This is a genomic window from Arthrobacter sp. JZ12, from assembly GCF_035189165.1.
Classification (GTDB): domain Bacteria; phylum Actinomycetota; class Actinomycetes; order Actinomycetales; family Micrococcaceae; genus Arthrobacter_D.
On sequence record NZ_CP045246.1, the window covers coordinates 1,665,058 to 1,678,994 of the forward strand.

The 13,937-nt window shown below is 63.3% G+C and carries 13 protein-coding genes; 11 read left to right on the top strand and 2 right to left on the bottom strand.

From position 1 onward, the window contains the following. Positions 1–3: 3 nt before the first annotated feature. Positions 4–930 (bottom strand): aldo/keto reductase, encoded by a 927-nt coding sequence (locus GC088_RS07700; RefSeq protein WP_323958439.1) that lies wholly within the window; start codon positions 928–930, stop codon positions 4–6. A gap of 49 nt (positions 931–979) precedes the next feature. Here GC088_RS07700 and GC088_RS07705 point away from each other — a divergent pair, with 49 nt between their 5' ends. Then, the gene (locus GC088_RS07705) at positions 980–1,804 is read left to right on the top strand and encodes an undecaprenyl-diphosphate phosphatase (RefSeq protein WP_323958440.1); all 825 of its coding nucleotides are present in this window, start codon (positions 980–982) and stop codon (positions 1,802–1,804) included. A 52-nt stretch (positions 1,805–1,856) separates the two neighbouring features. Beyond that, positions 1,857–3,140, top strand: a complete 1,284-nt coding sequence (gene mshC, locus GC088_RS07710; RefSeq protein ID WP_323958441.1) for a cysteine--1-D-myo-inosityl 2-amino-2-deoxy-alpha-D-glucopyranoside ligase — start codon at positions 1,857–1,859, stop codon at positions 3,138–3,140. Here mshC and GC088_RS07715 read toward each other — a convergent pair. Beyond that, positions 3,137–3,979, bottom strand: coding sequence for a proteasome assembly chaperone family protein (locus tag GC088_RS07715; protein ID WP_323961993.1), 843 nt, complete (start codon positions 3,977–3,979; stop codon positions 3,137–3,139). The two genes, mshC and GC088_RS07715, sit on opposite strands and share 4 nt — an antisense overlap. A gap of 146 nt (positions 3,980–4,125) precedes the next feature. Between GC088_RS07715 and GC088_RS07720 the strand changes: the two genes are divergently transcribed. The 9 genes from GC088_RS07720 to pafA all read left to right on the top strand — a co-directional run bounded on the left by GC088_RS07720 (position 4,126) and on the right by pafA (position 13,856). After that, positions 4,126–4,875 carry an HAD family hydrolase gene (locus tag GC088_RS07720; RefSeq protein ID WP_323958442.1) on the top strand — a complete coding sequence of 250 codons (750 nt, stop codon included), beginning with the start codon at positions 4,126–4,128 and terminating at the stop codon, positions 4,873–4,875. After that, positions 4,872–6,026, top strand: a complete 1,155-nt coding sequence (locus tag GC088_RS07725) for a site-2 protease family protein (RefSeq protein ID WP_323958443.1) — start codon at positions 4,872–4,874, stop codon at positions 6,024–6,026. Before GC088_RS07720 ends, GC088_RS07725 begins: the two co-directional genes overlap by 4 nt. 78 nt (positions 6,027–6,104) lie before the next feature. Next, complete coding sequence (locus GC088_RS07730) at positions 6,105–7,169, top strand: tRNA (adenine-N1)-methyltransferase (RefSeq protein WP_323958444.1); 1,065 nt, start codon at positions 6,105–6,107, stop codon at positions 7,167–7,169. Between the two features lie 109 nt (positions 7,170–7,278). Beyond that, positions 7,279–9,042, top strand: a complete 1,764-nt coding sequence (gene arc, locus GC088_RS07735) for a proteasome ATPase (RefSeq protein ID WP_323958445.1) — start codon at positions 7,279–7,281, stop codon at positions 9,040–9,042. A gap of 65 nt (positions 9,043–9,107) precedes the next feature. Next, positions 9,108–10,691 carry a depupylase/deamidase Dop gene (dop, locus tag GC088_RS07740; protein ID WP_323961995.1) on the top strand — a complete coding sequence of 528 codons (1,584 nt, stop codon included), beginning with the start codon at positions 9,108–9,110 and terminating at the stop codon, positions 10,689–10,691. A gap of 38 nt (positions 10,692–10,729) precedes the next feature. Then, entirely contained in the window at positions 10,730–10,939 is a 210-nt protein-coding gene (locus tag GC088_RS07745) for a ubiquitin-like protein Pup (protein ID WP_323958446.1), read from the top strand. Between the two features lie 6 nt (positions 10,940–10,945). Continuing rightward, positions 10,946–11,761: a proteasome subunit beta gene (gene prcB / locus GC088_RS07750; RefSeq protein ID WP_416377528.1), complete on the top strand. Its 816-nt coding sequence runs from the start codon at positions 10,946–10,948 to the stop codon at positions 11,759–11,761. Positions 11,762–11,763: 2 nt separating this feature from the next. Further along, entirely contained in the window at positions 11,764–12,495 is a 732-nt protein-coding gene (prcA, locus tag GC088_RS07755; protein WP_323958448.1) for a proteasome subunit alpha, read from the top strand. Further along, entirely contained in the window at positions 12,495–13,856 is a 1,362-nt protein-coding gene (gene pafA, locus GC088_RS07760; RefSeq protein ID WP_323958449.1) for a Pup--protein ligase, read from the top strand. The genes prcA and pafA overlap by 1 nt, the downstream gene beginning before the upstream one ends. Positions 13,857–13,937: the final 81 nt, after the last annotated feature.

Below are 13,937 nucleotides of genomic sequence, written 5' to 3' on the forward strand. Positions count from 1 at the left end.
GCCTCAGCGCGACACCTCGTCCAATACTTCGGAAATTTGCGGCGGAAGCGGAGCTAGCCCGCATCCAAGAAGTTCCTTAAGTTGTGCCCCTGTGCGTGCGCCAACCACTGCGGAGGCGACGGTTGGACGCTGCAGGAGCCAACGAAGTGCAACGTCGGCCGGAGAGAGTTCCAGGCCGCGTGCAGCCGTGCAGACGGCTTCCGTGATGCGGGGCGCACGGCCCGTAAGGTACGGCTCTACGTACTGGGCCCAGAGATCGGATGCGCCGCGGGAGTCCGAAGGTAGCTGGCCGCGATACTTGCCGGTCAGAACCCCGCGTCCCAGCGCGCCCCACGCGAGGGTTCCTACACCGAACGCCTCAGAGGCCGGAACTACCTCATCCTCCACCCGACGGTTGATGAGGGAGTATTCGGTCTCGTGAACGGTGAGGGGGAATGCGGCTGTGGCGCAAAGCCTTGCAAGCTCCCAGCCTGCGACATTGGTCACACCTACGTACCTTGCCCGGCCGGATCTATATGCCCACTCCAGTGCCGCGAGGGTCTCTTCAGCCGGGGCGGCGCTGTCGACCGGTGCCATCCAGAAGTCAACGCTGTCAGTCCCCAGCCGCGACAGCGAGGCGTCCAGGCTATCCAGCAGGCCTTTCCGCGACGCATCCAGTCCACCCTCCGCCCACTGCCTGGGGACACCGCCCAAAACCGCGAGAACAACCTCCGTGCGGGCGACGACATCACCCAGCAGCGAGCCAAGAATCGCCTCGGATTGTCCGTCGGAGAACCGCGGGGCAGTGCTGACGAGCGTACCGCCGGCCTCCAGAAATATGCGCAACTGCTCGCGTGCAGCTTCCTCGTCCACATCTGTGCCCCAGGTCATAGTGCCTAGTCCCAGCACGGAAACCAGCTGACCGCTCTTGCCCACATTTCGCCACTGCATAGGCCAAGCCTAAAGCCTGGCGTTTAAACCGTGACGTAGGGTCATATCTGTGAATTGGATCGAAGCGGCCATCTTGGGCCTTGTTCAGGGTCTTACCGAATTCCTGCCAATCTCATCGAGCGCACACCTTCGCATCATAGGGGAGTTGCTGCCGAGGGCGGAGGACCCGGGAGCCGCATTCACCGCTATCACCCAGCTCGGCACCGAAACTGCCGTGCTGGTCTTTTTCTGGAGGGACATTGTCAGGATCATCCGGGCATGGTTCGGGTCCTTGAAGGGATCGGTGCCCCGCAGCGATCCTGACGCCCGGATGGGCTGGCTGGTGATCATCGGCAGCCTTCCGATCGTGACCCTCGGCCTGCTGTTTCAGGAGCAGATCGAAAGTACTTTCCGCAGTATGTGGCTCGTTGCCACCATGCTTGTTGTCTTCGGTGTAATTCTGGCTGTTGCGGACAGCGTGGGCCGGCAACGTCTCACGCTCGACCGCCTCAGTTACCGGCACGGCGTGCTGTACGGCTTTGCCCAGGCTCTGGCGCTGATCCCAGGAGTTTCCCGCTCCGGAGGAACCATTACCGCGGGGCTCCTGATGGGTTACACGCGCGAAGCAGCGGCTCGCTACTCCTTCCTGCTCGCAATCCCGGCTGTTTTCGGAAGCGGCTTCTATCAGCTGTACAAAAGCGCCGGCACTCCCGGACCTTACGGGCCGCTTGAAACTTTGCTGGCCACCGCAATCGCCTTCGCGATCGGGTACGTGATCATCGGCTGGTTCCTGAAATTCGTTTCCACCCGTAGCTACGGCCTCTTTGTCTGGTACCGCATCGGTCTCGGACTGGTCATTTACCTCCTGCTCGGATTCGGGGTCATCAGCGCTTAACCGGCTGATCCTCCGCAGCAGTCCATCGCCTACAACCCCGTAAGGTAGAAACGTGATTTCCTGGAACTCCCGCCCTGTCTCCAGCCTGCCCGGAGGCCCTCCTGCAATTCGCTTATGGGACAGCGCGTCTGACGCGCTCAGGAACATCCCCCACGAAACTGAGCAGGGCCTGTACGTCTGCGGAATCACTCCCTATGACGCTACTCACATGGGTCATGCGGCAACCTACGTGGCGTTCGACCTGCTCAACCGTCTCTGGCGTGACGCGGGTTCGACAGTCAACTACGTGCAAAACGTCACCGATGTCGACGACCCGCTCCTGGAACGTGCCGACGCAACAAACGTCGACTGGATGGAGCTGGCCGAATCACAAACCGATCTGTTCCGCACGGACATGGAAGCCCTGAACGTCTTGGCGCCCGAACACTACGTGGGAGCGGTCGAATCGATCGAGCTCATCGTGCCGGTCGTGGAATCCCTTCTGGAACGCAACCTGGCATACCGGGTGGAGGGCTCGGGTTCCGAACCCGACGGCGACGTCTACTTCTCGGTCGAAAGCGCCTCGGAGCTTACGGCAGAGGCAGGCGAAGACGCCTGGAAGCCCGGCTTCATCTCCCATTTGCAAGCAGATGAGCTCGCCCCGATCTTCGCCGAACGCGGAGGGGACCCCGACCGGCCCGGAAAGCGGAATCCACTGGATCCTCTGCTGTGGAGGGTAGCCCGCGACGGAGAACCCTCCTGGGAAGGCCGCAGCCTCGGTGCCGGACGTCCGGGCTGGCACATTGAGTGTTCGGTCATCGCACTCGAGCATCTGCCGGCCCCGTTCACCGTGCAGGGCGGCGGATCCGATCTCATGTTTCCGCACCACGAAATGAGTTCCGGGCATGCGCAGGTAATCTCCGGTGCGCCGCTTGCCCGGCACTACGCGCACGCGGGCATGGTCGGGCTGGACGGCGAGAAGATGAGCAAGTCCCGCGGAAATCTGGTCCTCGTCTCCGCGCTTCGGGAAGCAGGCACGGATCCTGCAGCTATCCGGCTGGCGATCCTTGCCAACCACTACCGCTCGGACTGGTCCTGGACCTCGGCAGGCCTTGCTGACGCCCGCGTACGCCTGGACGCCTGGCGGAGCGCCCTGTCCACCGCGACCGTCCAATCCGTCACGGAGCTCATGGGGTCGATACGTACAGCTCTGGCCGACGACCTGGACGCGCCGTCCGCCCTTGCCGCCGTGGACCGCTGGACTGTTGATACAGCACATCACACGGGTAGCGACGAAGGCGCCGCCCTGGCAGCTGATGTTTTCGACGCGCTGCTGGGAGTGCGGCTGAAGGATTAGTCCTTACGGCGCTTCTTCAGGTACCGCTCAAACTCCCGGGCGATGGACTCGCCGCTCGCCTCTGGCAGGTCCACTGTGTCCTTCGCCTCCTCGAGCTGTCGAACGTAGGCCGCCACCTCGGGGTCTTCCGTCGAAAGCTCGTCGACGCCGCGTTCCCAAGCCTCTGCCTCCTCAGCGAGAGCGTGCGTATCGAGGCCTACGTGCAGCAGTTCCTCCAGCCGGTTCACCAGTGCCAGCTGCGCTTTGGGCGAGGGTGATTGGCCGACATAGTGAGGCACAGCGGCCCACATGGACAGGGTCGGTATATCCGCCAGTTGGCCCACCTCGGCAAGCACACCGACAATCCCTATCGGGCCCTCATAGGTCGAGGGCTCGACGTTCAGGCTGGTCCGGATAAGGTCGTCGTCCGATGAGACCGTGACCGGTATGGGTCGGGTATGCGGGACGTCCGCGAGCAGGGCCCCGACCAGCACCAGGCAGTCCACGTCGAGTTCCTTGGCCATCCCGACCAGCTCCGCCGTGTACGCACGCCACTTGTAGGACGGCTCCACCCCATGAACCAGGATGACGTCCAGGTTCGAATCAGGTACCGACGCCTTACTGATTCGGGTGGTGGGCCACTTGATGCGGCGCTGGCCGGCGCTGTTCCTCTTGATGACGGGTCGGGTGAATTGGAAGTCATAGAACTCGTCGGCGTCGATGGTTGAGATCTTCTGCCCGTCCCACTGCTTCCCAAGGAACTTCAACGCATCGCTGGCGGCTTCGCCGGCGTCGTTCCAGCCCTCGAAAGCGGCAAGCATGACTGTCACCCTGTCGGAGGCGCCATCGGCGGAGAACATCCCGGGGATGCCCTGAGCCTGGCCTTCTTCGAACGTACTCACCGTTTCACCCTAAACCTCCGTAGCTGCGCTGTCAGGCGCTACCTGCCCGCTTCGCGCAGAGCGCACCCACCGAAAGCCCGACGGCGGCAACGTAGACTTGGGGCATGGCCACCCCCTCCCGCGCTACAGTCGTGCCCGCCGATCATGCCCGAAAACCGGTGGACGGAACAGCTTCGGGTGCAGGGCTGCAGGCGGTGCTGTGGGACATGGACGGGACAATCGTGGACACGGAGCCGTACTGGATCCAGGCCGAGTCGGAGTTGGTCGCAGCCCACGGTGGAACTTGGACTCAGGAGCAGGCGGAAGGCCTGGTAGGACAGGCACTGACCTTCTCAGCGCGTGTTCTCCAGAGCGCCGGCGTTCAGCTGAGCGTCCGGGACATCATCGACACGCTCACAGAAGAGGTAACCGCAAAGGTCCGCCAGTCCGTGCCCTGGCGACCCGGAGCGCGTGAACTTCTGCAGGACCTCCGCGAGAGGGGTATCCCTTGTGCCCTGGTCACCATGTCGGAGCAGATGCTTGCCAGGGAGGTGGAGCGCCAGCTGCCCGAGGGAACCTTCACCCTCATGGTCACCGGTGACATGGTGGAGCACGGTAAGCCGAATCCTGAGGCGTACCTGTTGGCCTTCGAGAAGATGTCGGAAGTCAGCCGGCTCGAGAAGGACCGCGTAATTGCCATTGAGGACTCCATTCCAGGTGTTACGGCAGCCCGCGCAGCCGGACTGGTCACGCTGGGAGTGCCGCACTTCGTTCCCCTTCCTCCTGATTCCGCAAACCATGAGTGGGGCACGCTGGCGGGCAGGAGCGCCGAGGATCTGGCTGAGCTGATTCCCTCCGCCGGAGGGCAGCCGTGAGCGACGCCCGGCCAGGCCGCACTGCACGGCGGGACGGCATACCCCTCGGGCGCATTGCCGGTATCCCGGTGGTGCTCGCCTGGTCCTGGTTCATCATTGCAGCCTTCGTGGTGGTGGTTTTCGGTCCACAGGTGGCGGGCCTTTACCGAGGCATCGGCATCGGCGCCTACGTCGTAGCCCTCGCCTACGCAGTACTTCTCGCAGCGTCAGTCCTGGTGCATGAATTGGCGCATGCGCTTACTGCCCGCGTGTTCGGGTGGCCGACCACACGGATCGTGCTGAATCTGTGGGGCGGCCATACCCAGTTCGAGAATTTCGCTGCCAGCCCGGGCCGTTCCCTAGTTGTGGCACTCGCCGGACCGGCGGCCAACCTGGTGCTTGCCCTCGGAGGATGGGTAGCGATCATAATTCTGGAGCCCGCCGGCGTAGTCAATCTCCTGTCCAACATCCTGGTCTGGGCGAATTTCCTGGTTGCCGCTTTCAACGTGCTGCCCGGGCTGCCACTCGATGGCGGACGGATCGTCGAGTCCGCCGTCTGGCGTGTAACCGGCAGCCAGGAGAAAGGCACGGTGGCAGCAGGCTGGAGCGGACGCATCATCGCCGTCGGGCTGGTCGCCGCCGTCGTCATTTTCCCACTCCTCGCGGGTGGCCAGCCAAGCACCAGCATGGTGATCGTCGCCGTTTTGATGGCGGGGTTCCTGTGGCTGGGAGCCAGCTCCGCGATCGCCAACGCTCAGATGCGACTGCGCCTGCCGGCCGTCAGCGCAGGCAGGCTCAAGCAGCCGGCAGTCGGGATGCGTGCCGGAACCTCGGTTGCCCAGGTCCGGAGACTACTCGCCGACCGGCCCGGCATCAGCGTGGTGCTGACCAGCCCCGAAGGTTTGCCGGAGGCGGTAGTGGACCACGATGCGCTGTCAGCCGTACCCGAACCGCAGGCTGAAAGCACACCGGCGAACGCCGTCGCAAGGGCACTAGCGCCGGGAGCCTACGTTCCCGAGTTTGCTGAAGGGCAGGAGCTAATTCAATACCTGGCGCGCCTGGCCGGGAGCGAGTACGCCGTAACCGATCGGCACGGTACCGTCACGGGCCTGCTGCACCAGTCCGTCGTCATCGCGGCCATCACCGGCCGCTCCCACCCCAGCAGCAACTAGTTCAGACAGCATCCATTCAGCAAGTTCAGACAGCACGCGGGCGCCGATGGCCGCCCGGCACATCTTCCGGAGGACCCCATGAATACCAGCCGCCTTGAGCCCGAGACAGCTGTGCAACCGCACGGTGCTGCCGCCCGACGAGGGGCGCTACGCGCAGGTGAACGCGTACAGCTGACGGACGAGAAGGGCCGGATGAACACGATCACCCTGACACCAGGCGGGGCCTTTCATACCCACAAAGGTTTTCTCAGCCACGATCAGCTGATCGGCGCCTCCGAGGGCACGATCGTCACCAACACCACGGGCGCCCAGTATCAGGCGCTGCGACCGCTCCTGTCGGATTTCGTGCTTTCGATGCCGCGGGGTGCCGCAGTTGTGTATCCGAAGGACGCCGGCCAGATCGTGACGATGGCGGACATCTTCCCCGGAGCGCGGGTTGTCGAGGCAGGCGTCGGCTCGGGCGCACTGTCCATCTCGCTCCTGCGGGCTGTCGGCGACCAGGGATACCTGCACTCGTTCGAGCGGCGCGAGGAGTTCGCGGATATCGCCAAGGGCAACGTGGAAACCATCTTCGGCGGTGAGCACCCCGCCTGGCAGATTACGCTCGGTGACTTCCAGGAGCAGGTAATCGAGACGGAAGCCCCGGGAAGCATTGACCGGGTTGTTCTGGACATGCTGGCCCCCTGGGAGTGCCTGGACGCCGTCGCTACGGTACTGGCGCCCGGCGGGGTATGGATCAACTACGTTGCCACGGTCACCCAGCTGTCGCGTACGGCCGAAGCGATCCGCGCCGACGGCCGTTTCACCGAGCCCGATGCCTGGGAATCGATGGTGCGCGGCTGGCATCTTGAGGGCCTCGCAGTCCGGCCCGACCACCGGATGGTGGCGCACACCGGGTTCCTGCTGACCACCCGGCGGCTTGCTCACGGGGTAACGGGGATCAGCACCAAACGACGGCCGTCGAAGACGGGCTTCAGCGAAGAGGACCTCAACGCCTGGACGCCGCAGGCGGTCGGGGAGCGTGAAGTCTCCGACAAGCGGCTGCGCAGGGTGGCACGGGATGCGAGCTCGACAATTCAGCGCGGAGCCCTGCCGCCTGAGGAAGCCGAGGCGCGGCGCAAGTCGCAGGGCATCACGGACTGAAGTCGCAGGGGCTCAAGGTGACGAAGTCATCTCTTTCAGCCTAATTCCAGCCCTACTGCGCTATCGTCGAAAGTGGACGCATCAGACAACGGTGAAGGCGGCGAGTGTGATGGATACTCCGGATGACAGGTCCCAAACGCCCACGTCAGTGCCCGAATCTGCCAGGACACAGACCGACGGCCAACTTGCGGTTGCCCAGCGCCAGATCAATGTCCTGCGTGACAAGATCCGGCATATTGACCGGCAGTTGGCCGCGGCTACGCAGAACAATTCAAAGCTGGTCACCGCGCTCGAGGCGGCCCGGGCTGAGATTGTCCGTCTGAAGGCCGCGCTTGAAAAGGAAGGCGCCGCACCCTTCAGCTTCGCGACAGTTGTTCAGGTCAACGCGCGTTCCACCGGTGATGCCCAGGGAGCGCAGGCGGCCCTCCAGGACAGCGCGGACATTTTCCAGTCCGGCAGGAAGCTGCGTGTGTCTGTCAGTCCGCTGGTCAACGTCGATCAAATGATGCCCGGGCAGGAAGTTCTGCTTAACGAATCGCTCACCATCGTTGCAGCCCTGTCGTTTGAACGAACAGGTGAACTGGTCACGATCAAGGAGCTGCTCGGCCGAGACCGGGTACTTGTGATCGGCCGCGCCGATGAGGAACGCGTCGTCCGGCTCAGCGGGCCGCTGCAGAAGGAGAAGATTCGGGTTGGGGATGCCCTGTCCGTGGACAGCCGAACCGGGTATGCGCTGGAAAAGATCGCGCGCAGCGAGGTGGAGAACCTTGTGCTCGAGGAGGTTCCGGATATTGCCTATGAAGACATCGGCGGTCTCGGCCCGCAGATTGAACAGATCCGCGATGCCGTTGAGCTTCCTTTCCTTCACCCTGATCTCTACCGGGAGCATGGACTGAAGGCTCCGAAAGGCATCCTGCTCTATGGCCCTCCGGGTTGCGGCAAAACCCTTATTGCCAAGGCAGTGGCCAATTCGCTCGCCGCGCGCGCCATCGAGCGGACAGGCTCGGAGGAGACGCGCAGCTACTTCCTGAATATCAAAGGTCCTGAGCTGCTGGACAAGTATGTCGGCGAGACTGAGCGCCATATCCGTTTGATCTTCGCCCGTGCACGGGAGAAGGCTTCGGACGGTTCGCCCGTTGTTGTCTTCTTCGACGAGATGGACTCACTCTTCAGAACCCGGGGAACAGGCGTATCCTCGGACGTCGAAACCACGATCGTGCCGCAGCTCCTCAGCGAGATCGACGGCGTCGAGAAGCTTGAGAACGTAATCGTCATCGGTGCCTCCAACCGCGAGGACATGATCGATCCGGCGATTCTTCGCCCCGGACGGCTGGATGTGAAAATCAAGATCCACCGGCCGGACGCAGAGGGTGCGGCCGAGATCTTCGGCAAGTACATCACCGAGGACCTCCCGCTGCACCGCGATGACTTGGCAGAATACGGCGGGAGCGTGCCCGCGACCATCCAGGCGATGATCGGGCGAACCGTCGAGAAGATGTATTCGACTGAGAAGTCCAACGAGTACCTCGAGGTCACCTACGCAAACGGCGACACCGAGATGCTCTACTTCAAGGACTTCAACTCGGGAGCCGTTATCCAGAACGTAGTGGACAGGGCCAAGAAAAACGCCATCAAGGACCTGCTCCTCAATGGCCAGAAAGGTCTCCGCATCGAGCATCTCCTGCACGCCGTGGTTGATGAGTTCCGCGAGCATGAGGACATGCCCAACACCACGAACCCCGATGACTGGGCACGGATTTCGGGAAAGAAGGGCGAGCGAATCACGTATATCCGCACCATCGTGCAGGGCAAGGCGGGGCAGGAGCCCGGCAAGACTATCGAAACCACACCCAACACCGGACAGTATCTGTGACAGAAGTCCCCACCGCTCCTGTTCCCTCCGGAAATGGTCCTTCCACCCTCACCGTCCATCGAGTGATGGGCACCGAGACCGAGTACGGAATCATCGCGCCCGGAATCGCCGATGCGAACGCTACTGTGCTCTCCACCCAGGTAATCAACGCCTACGCGGCCACGCTCCGGGAGGGATTGGGCAACCTGGCCGGCACACGGTGGGATTACACGGATGAGGCGCCGCTCTCGGATGCCAGGGGTTGGCAGATCGGCAGGAACTCCGCGGATCCCTCGCAGCTCACTGACGAACCGCCCGTCCTGTCCGCAGAGCAAATTGCGCTGGTGGACCAGGGCATAAACGACCCGGCGGAAGATCCCGCGGTGCTGATGAACCTGGTGCTGGGCAACGGCGCCCGTCTCTACGTCGACCACGCGCACCCCGAGTACTCCAGCCCGGAGGTGACCAGTCCGCTCGATGCGGTCCGCTGGGACCGGGCCGGCGACGTCGTCGTGCAGCGCGCGATGCGGCGCATTGCCGCCACCCCGGGCTTCGCGCCGGTGCATCTGTACAAGAACAACACTGACGGCAAGAGCGTCTCCTACGGCTCCCACGAGAACTATCTGGTGCCGCGCAGCGTTCCGTTCGGCCGGATCGCGACGGCGCTCATTCCGTTCTTCGTGACACGGCAGGTGATCTGCGGCGCCGGCCGGATCGGAATAGGCGCCCTAAACCAGCAACCCGGCTACCAGGTGAGCCAGCGCGCCGACTTCTTCGAGAACGAGGTGGGACTCGAGACCACCGTCCGCCGGCCTATCATCAACACCCGTGATGAGCCGCACGCTGTGGCGGAGAAGTACCGGAGGCTGCATGTCATCATCGGCGATGCCAACCTCAGCGAGGTGTCGAACTACCTCAAACTCGGAACAACATCCCTGATCCTGGCGCTTATCGAGCACGAACTGGCACCGGTCCCCGAAATTGCGGAGCCAGTGCGCGAACTCCAGGCCGTGAGCCACGACCCCTCCCTTCGCCATCTGGTGAGGTTGGCCGACGGGCGCAAAGTCACGGCGCTGGATATTCAGGAGATGTACCTGCAGTCGGCACAGCGGGCGATCGATGGGCAGGGCGGCGCCGACTCCCAGACCTCTGACGTCTTGTCCCGCTGGGAGTCCCTGATTGCAACGCTGAGGCGTGACCCGCTTGAGGCAGCCCGGCAGGTGGACTGGATCGCAAAGCTCAAGGTGCTCCAGGCCTACCGGGACAGGGACGGCCTCGAATGGCACGACCCCCGCCTCGCGCTCATCGATCTTCAATACTCGGACCTACGGCCCGACAAGGGAATCTACTACCGCCTTGCCGCGCGGGGCGCGATGGAGCGGCTGATTACTGATGACGACGTCGTTCGTGCGGTAAGCGAGCCGCCCCGCGACACGCGCGCCTACTTCCGGGGCAGGTGCATCTCGTCCTTCCCGAAGGAAGTGGTCGGTGCCAGCTGGGATTCGATCATTTTCGAGCTTCCATCTCAGCGGCGGCTGCAGCGTATTCAGACGCGGGAGCCGTTGCGCGGGACCGCAGCTCTCACGGAAGGCTTGTTCGCGGGTTCGCGCACGGCTGAGGAATTTGTTTCCCGCCTTCAAGGCGGTCCAGAACCCAGCATGGCACCATAGAAGTAGCGGATAACAGGCCGAAGAGAAAGGCTCTCATCATGGCAACACAGGATCAGCGAAACACCGGATCGCGCCCCGAGGAACAGGATGAGGTCGCGCCTGACCCCGCACCCGCCGCCACCGGCGGCCAGGCCCAGGACACCAACCAGACGGAGGGCGTGGACGACCTGCTTGACGAGATCGACGGCGTGCTGGAGTCCAACGCCGAAGAGTTTGTCCGCGGGTTCGTACAGAAGGGCGGACAGTAACGCATGCTGCCGGAAGACGCGGCCGCAGCGATCGGCCGGGCCGCATCCACCTCCTTCTCTGAATACATAGCTGATCAAAACCCAGCCGCCCTGCCGTCAGCCCGCGCCGTCGCGGGTCAGGGCGCTACGTCGGATCTGGTGCCGCACGCTACCACCATCGTGTCCCTGACCTATGCCGGAGGCGTGCTGATGGCAGGCGACCGGAGGGCCACCATGGGCAACGTGATCGCCAGCCGCCACATTGAGAAGGTGTTTCCGGCGGACATGTTCTCCGTCCTGGGTATCGCCGGAAGTGCAGGCATCGCCCTGGACATCACCCGCCTGTTCCAGGTGGAGCTTGAGCATTACGAGAAGATCGAGGGTACGCGCATGAGCCTCGACGGGAAGGCCAACCGCCTTGCGGCAATGATCCGGGCCAACCTTCCGCTTGCGCTCCAGGGCCTTGCGGTGGTTCCCCTGTTCGCCGGGTTCGACACCACACGAAGGATCGGGCGCCTGTTCTCCTATGACGTCACTGGTGGACGGTACGAGGAGCAGGAGCACCACACGGTCGGATCAGGATCGGTCTTCGCCCGTGGTGCTCTCAAGAAGCTCTGGAAGCCGAACCTCTCGGAAGATGATGCCGTGAGGGTGGCCGTTGAGTCGCTGTACGACGCCGCGGACGACGATTCCGCTACCGGAGGTCCCGACGTCGTGCGCCAGCTGTGGCCGGTGGTTTACACGGTGAACGGAGCCGGCGCACGTCGGATTCCGGAGCGCAGCCTGGCTGAAGCCGCCGAGCAGGTCATCGCGTCCCGCTCCGTGTCCGGAAGGGAGGCGTGACCATGACACAGCAGTTTTATGTGTCTCCGGAACAGCTGATGAAGGACCGCGCCGATTTCGCGCGGAAGGGCATTGCACGCGGGCGATCCGTCGTCGTTCTCAGCTGCCGGGAGGGCATTGCCCTGGTGGCAGAGAATCCCTCTCCATCCCTTCATAAGCTCGGTGAGATCTACGACCGCATCGCTTTCGCGGCTGTCGGCAAGTACAACGAGTTTGAGAGCCTCCGTCAGGCCGGTGTTCGCTACGCCGACGTGCGCGGGTACTCCTACGACCGCGAGGATGTCACTGCGCGGGGGCTGGCGAGCGTCTATGCCCAGAGCCTGGGTGCGGTTTTCACTGCCGAAAGCAAGCCGTTCGAGGTTGAGCTCGCCGTCGCCGAGGTGGGCGCCGTTGTGCAACAGGACCACATCTACAGGCTCACCTTCGACGGTTCGATCGCGGATGAAACCGGATTCATCGTTATGGGCGGTCAGGCAGACGCGGTTGTCGAGGCCCTACGGGGCCGGTGGAGCCCGGAACTGGACTTTAGCGAGGCAATTCGTGCCGCGGTCGATTCTCTCCGGTATGACGGCGGCACCTCCTCTGAGCCGCGTGCCGAGCTGGGCTCGAAGACGCTCGAAGTGGCCGTTCTAGACCGCGATCCCCATACTGCCCGCGGGAGCGCCCGCGCCTTCCGGCGAATCTCAGCCGGTGAGCTGGACTCCATGCTGAACAGTGAACGGGCGACACTGTAATGGACCGGCGGATCTACGGAATTGAGACGGAGTTCGGAATTGCGTATTCCGGACCGAATTCCCGTCCGCTCTCCCCGGAGGAGGTAGCCCGCTACCTTTTCCGGAAGGTGGTGAGCTGGGGCAGGTCATCGAATGTTTTCCTGACCAACGGCTCACGACTGTATCTCGACGTCGGATCCCATCCCGAGTACGCCACGGCTGAGTGCGACGACGTTGCCCAACTGATCGCACACGACCGGGCCGGCGAGCTCATCCTCGAGGACCTCATCACCGAAGCCCAGCGGAAGCTGGGTCAGGAGGGTTACGACGGCCGGGTCTACCTGTTCAAGAACAATACGGACTCGGCGGGCAATTCCTACGGCTCGCACGAGAATTACCTGATTCCGCGCAAACTTGAGTTCTCACGTCTCTCGGACATCCTGATCCCGTTCCTGGTTACGCGCCAACTGCTGGTTGGTGCCGGGAAGGTGCTGAAGACGCAGTCAGGGTCCATCTACGCGTTTTCGCAACGGGCCGACCACATCTGGGAGGGCGTCTCCTCGGCGACGACCAGGTCCCGGCCCATCATCAATACCCGCGATGAGCCGCACGCCGATGCCGAGTTCTACCGCCGGCTGCACGTGATTGCCGGCGACTCGAACATGGCTGAGCCCACCACCCTCCTCAAAGTCGCATCCGTGGACCTGATCCTGCGCATGATCGAGGCCGGAGTCATCATGCGCGACTTCCGTCTTGAGAACCCGATCCGCAGCATCCGCGAGATCTCCCATGACCTCACCGGTCGCCAGCCGCTGAAGCTCGCCAACGGCAGGCGCGTTTCAGCCCTGGACATCCAGCGCGAGTATCTGGCCCGCGCCCGCAGCTTTGTTGAGTCGGAGGGCGCCCATACGCCGCACCTGGGCCGGGTTCTCGAGCTTTGGGAACGTACTTTGCGCGCAATCGAGACTGACAATCACTCACTGGTGGAACGTGAGATCGACTGGGCGGTCAAGAAGAAGCTGATTGAGCGATACATGTCCAAGCATGATCTTGACCTCGATTCGGCGCGCGTCGCACAGATCGACCTCACCTACCATGACATTTCGCGCTCGCGCGGCCTGTTCTTCATGCTGCAGGGGCGGGGAGAGGTCGAACGCGTGGTGGACGACGTCGATATCAAGGCAGCAGTTGACGTACCTCCGCAGACCACCAGGGCGCGGCTGCGCGGAGACTTCGTGCGCCGGGCGAAGGAGGCCAACCGGGACTTCACGGTTGACTGGGTGCACCTGAAGCTGAATGATCGGGCGCAGCAAACAATTCTGTGCAAGGATCCGTTTGCCTCCGAGGACGAGCGCGTGAGCGCCCTCCTGGAACACCTCTGATGCACCCTTTCGGGACTGTTCGGGAGAAACTGGCCGATCAGACCCGTTAGGGTAGGAAAGTCCGGTGCCGAGAGGGCGGCC